This window comes from Marseilla massiliensis (genome assembly GCF_016899855.1).
GTDB lineage: Bacteria > Bacteroidota > Bacteroidia > Bacteroidales > Bacteroidaceae > Prevotella.
In genome coordinates this window covers 1-4,600 of record NZ_JACJJG010000159.1, presented here as the reverse complement: position 1 = coordinate 4,600, position 4,600 = coordinate 1, and the positions used below count along the sequence as shown (strand labels likewise).

The following is a 4,600-nucleotide window of genomic DNA, read 5'->3' as shown; positions in this document are numbered from 1 at the left end:
CTCATGGACCTGCACGACAAAATCCTGCTGCGGAAAAGGGCGCTCATTGAAACCGTCAACGACGAACTCAAAAACGTCTGCTACATTGAACATACCAGGCACCGCAGCATTGACGGTTTTGCTTCCAACCTGGTTGCAGGGCTTATCGCATACAACCTGCTTCCTAAGAAACCGTCACTCAATATTGACATCATTGATAAAAGCAGGCTTATTGCATAAGATTATTATACCGAACTCACGTTAAATTATGTCCCTACAATGGATGAAACTCTATCTTTATGAGGCATTACCTAATACCGAACTCACGTTAAAACAAACCTGTGGAGCGGCACGCAGACCGTCACCGACGGCTGGCAGGGCAGCGTACAGGTCACGGCCGACGGCCTTCAGCAGGCTGTAGAGGGCGATGTCATCGCCGTAACGGTAAGCGAAATATCGCAGACTGCTAGCTATCCGCAGGTTTCCTTGCGTAAAACTGCGGGCTGGGCACAGTTCGACCCGGCTGTAGGCGTAAACCTCGATAAGGACGCCGCACTACCTTACGAGGCGCGCATGACCCTCACCGCAGACGTTGTTGACGAAATCAAGGCCAACGGTTTCGTCGTCACCGGATGCGGATTTACCGCCACAAGCATTGACCTTATACAAAAGAAGGAGCTCGAAGAGGGCGAGAAGGGCAACCCCGTACACACCGTATGGACAGGCGACAAGGCAATCGATTGGTCTGAAGGCGTAACTGACGGATGGCTGAAGATAGACGCGGCAGGCTTCGCCAACGCGCAGACTGGATGGAAGCTACGCTTCAACTACTCCGATCTTGCCATCGGGGCGCAGGGGCACATATCCACCGGAGGCTGGACCGACATGCCCGACGCCACGGAATATGTGCAACTTACGGCCTCATTCTTCGAGTTCACCATAACCGAAGTCATGCTCGCTGAGCTTAAATCGGGCGGCTGCATCGTCACTGGCATTGGCTTCAGCCTGACAAGCGTCGAGCTTATAGACCCGGCGCAGGTACCCATGATGAGCTGCGCCGTTGACAACGGCAGCATAAAATGCTGGGAGGTCGACGAGCAGCCGCAAATAAGCGTCACGCTGCAAAGCCTCGAAGGCAGCGACATGAACACCAACGTGACCCTTAAACTGCGCACCGACGCATACGAAGACTACTTCACCAAGACCGAAAACGTTACCGTACAGGCTGGCGGAACGGTTACTGTCACCATACCGCTGACGCTCGAACCGGGCTTCTACCACGCCGTGGTGGAGGCGAACTACGGCCTGCTGCGCGACTTCAACATTGGCTACAACCCCACGGCAATAACCGCCGCGCCCGACATGCAGCCCGACTTCAACGAGTTCTGGGCAAAAGCCAAGGAGGATTTGGCCGCCGTCCCCATCGACGCGAAAGTAACCTTGGACGAAGAAAAGTCGACAGGCGCGCGCAACGTGTACTTTGTCGAGATGCAGTCGGTTGACAACGGCGACGGCAAACCTGTCACAATACGCGGCTACTACGCCGTTCCGAAGGCCGAAGGAACCTACCCCGTGGTGATAACGCAGAACGGTTACGACAGCAATGGAGCGTCGCAGATATACTGGCCCGACACCGACAGTAACCCGGAATGGATTGAGCTGAACATCAGCAACCGCGGACAGCTAATCAACAACCGCGCCCCTTACAAGGATGAAAACGCCTTCTACGGCGAGGATTACAAGGATAACGAATGGTTTGCGTACAACTTCGGCGACAAGGACACCTACTATTACCGCGGCGCTTACATGGACGTGGTGCGCTCTATCGACTTTGTGATAGCCTCTAACGAACTCGACTGCGCCAAGGGAAAGGTGCAGGCTGACAACATCTTCATGACAGGCGGCTCGCAGGGCGGCGCGTTCACCATTGCCGGAGCGGCCCTCGGCGACGGCCGCATCAACGCCATCGCGCCGAGCATACAGTTCATGGGCGACTTCCCCAACTACTTCAAGGTAGGCTCGTGGCCCGCTTCCACTGCCCGTGCGATGCAGGAAAAGCTCGGATTGAGCGACGAAGAGATGTACGAGTTCCTGTCATACTTCGACACAAAGAACCTCGCCACGCTCGTAACATGCCCCGTGACAACCGCCATGGGACTGCAAGACCCAGTGTGTCCGCCGCGCACCAACTTCGCCCCTTACGTCAACTTCAAGTCTGAAGAAAAACAATATGTGGTGAACCCGAACTGCCAGCACGAGACACCTGTCGACTGGTACAACTCCTATATGGAATTTTTCAAGGCGCACCTGAAGGGCAACGGCGAGCCTGAAGAGCCTTCAGAACCCACCATTGTGCCGATAACCTTGTGGCAAGGAGAGCAGGAATGCACTGACGACTGGCAGAGTTACCAAATTATCGACGCATCAAAGTGCCAACTGACTGCCGCCGGCGACGAGATTGTCGTAACGATAAGCGCAACCTCACCTACATGCCAATACCCGCAACTCATGCTCAACGATAAGAGTTGGGCACAGCTCGTCGACACAGAGGCAATACCGCTAAACGGCGTTGACATGCCTTACGAGGCTACAATAACCGTAACGGAGGCCATGGCTGAGGAAATAAAAGCCAACGGCTTCATCGTAAAAGGCGCCGGCTATACGTTCACGTCAGTAGTCCTGAAGCACAAGGCTTACCCGTCAGACACTGAAAAAGGCAACGCCGCAACGACCGTATGGGAAGGCGAAGAGGCCGTCAGCTGGGTGGAGGGTAGCAACAACTCCATACTCATTGACAAGGCCGACTTACCCGAAAACATGAAAGAAGGCGACAAGGTTCGCGTCTACATAACAGGTCTCGGAGTAGAACAGGCAACGGGAAGGCTGCTCGCCAACTGGACAGCCTTGGACGGATTCAGCAACATAACGCCGCTGAAAGGCAACTACTACGAATACACCTTGAGCGCGGCCAACGTCAACGCGCTGAAAGAAAGCGGCCTGCGCGTAAGCGGGAACAGATACACCGCCACACGAGTAGACATCATCGACCCTGCCAAGGAGTACCTTATCATCTCGCAAATCGACGACAACGACATCAAGGCTTGGGAGAAAAACGAGACCCCGAACCTTACGATGACGATGACAAACGTGGAGGCCGAGGATGTGACCGTGCCCTACACGATAACCATCTACCGTGACATGGTTGACGAAGAGACCGGCACGCACAGCGTCTACCGCACCTATACGACCGACGTTACGTTGCCTGCCGGAGGCACGACGACCGAGACCATCGACATGACTGACCTCGACGAGCCGGGCTTCTACCAGCTTATCGCATCGGTTGACGGCAACGACGTGTGTTCGTACAACATCGGCTACGACCCCACCGGCATAGTTTCGCCAGACGATTCGCAGCCCGACTTCTGGAAGTATTGGGACGAGGCGAAGGCTGAACTGGCAACTGTCGACATGGACATAACGATGACCGAGCAGCCCGAGTACAGCACGGAGGCGCGCAAAGTGTACTTGGTTGAGATGAAGAGCGTTGCCGACGAGGCCGGCGGAGAGCCTGTAACGATAAAAGGTTACTATGCCGAGCCTACCGCAGAGGGAGTCTACCCCACCCTGATACAGTATCAGGGCACCGACAACGGCACAGGTTCAGTAGGCTCACCGATGAACGGTGACGACAGGAAAGACTGGTGCGAGTTCATCCTTTCAACGCGTGGACAGAAGCTCTGCCGTGACGACAAGTACGGCTACGACTTCTATTCTTACGGATGGGGAGACATGCGCGAGCACTACTACCGCAACGCTTACCTTGACTGCGTGCGCGCAGTTGACTTCATAAAGAGCCGCGAAAAGGCCGACAAAGACGCCATCTTCGCCGCCGGAGGCTCGCAAGGCGGCTGCGTCACGTACGTTGCCGCTGGGCTGACTCAGGCTTTCCGCGCCATAGCTCCGAGCATAACGGGGCATGCCGACTTCACCGACGGCATGAGGATAGTCAACTGGCCACGCCAGAAGTTCCTTGACGCGCAGGCGGCGTTGGGCTATACTGACGAGGAGCGCGACGTGTTCAACTCGTACTATGACACAATGAACTTCGCCAGCCGGGTGAACTGTCCAGTGATAACCTGCTTCAGCCTGCAGGACACCACCGACCCTGCTCACACCAACATAGCGCCATACAATCTGCTGGTGAACGTCGACGATGAGGATAAGGAATACATAATCAACCCGTTCCTCGGCCACTCCACCCCGGCAGACTGGACACAGACGTACATGGATTTCTTCGAGAAATACATAGGAACGCCCCTGCCTCCTACCGGTATCGAAACCATTACGACCGACAACGGCAATGGCGAAAACGCCCCTATGTACAACATTGCCGGCATGAAGGTAGGAAAGGACTATAAAGGAATAGTGATACAGAACGGGAAGAAAAGGGTGAAAAAATGAAAAGGTGAAAAAGTGAAAAGGTAAAAGGGTGAAAAGGTGAATAACATTGTTTATTAATAGACTTTGTATTAATTCAATGTCTCCACCTTTTCACCCTTTTACCTTTTCACTTTTTCACCTTTTTTATATCATCGGCACAAGCCATTTGGCCATACAATAT

2 protein-coding genes are annotated in these 4,600 nt (G+C 54.3%); both read left to right on the top strand.

Annotated elements, in window-relative coordinates; translation table 11 throughout:
• Positions 1-219, top strand: a 219-nt coding sequence (locus H6A34_RS13805; protein ID WP_205105536.1) for a transposase, incomplete at its 5' end; no start/stop codon positions are given.
• 246 nt (positions 220-465) lie between these two features.
• On the top strand, positions 466-4,440 hold the full coding sequence (locus H6A34_RS13800) for an acetylxylan esterase (RefSeq protein WP_205105987.1): 3,975 nt from the start codon (positions 466-468) through the stop codon (positions 4,438-4,440).
• Positions 4,441-4,600 lie beyond the last annotated feature (160 nt).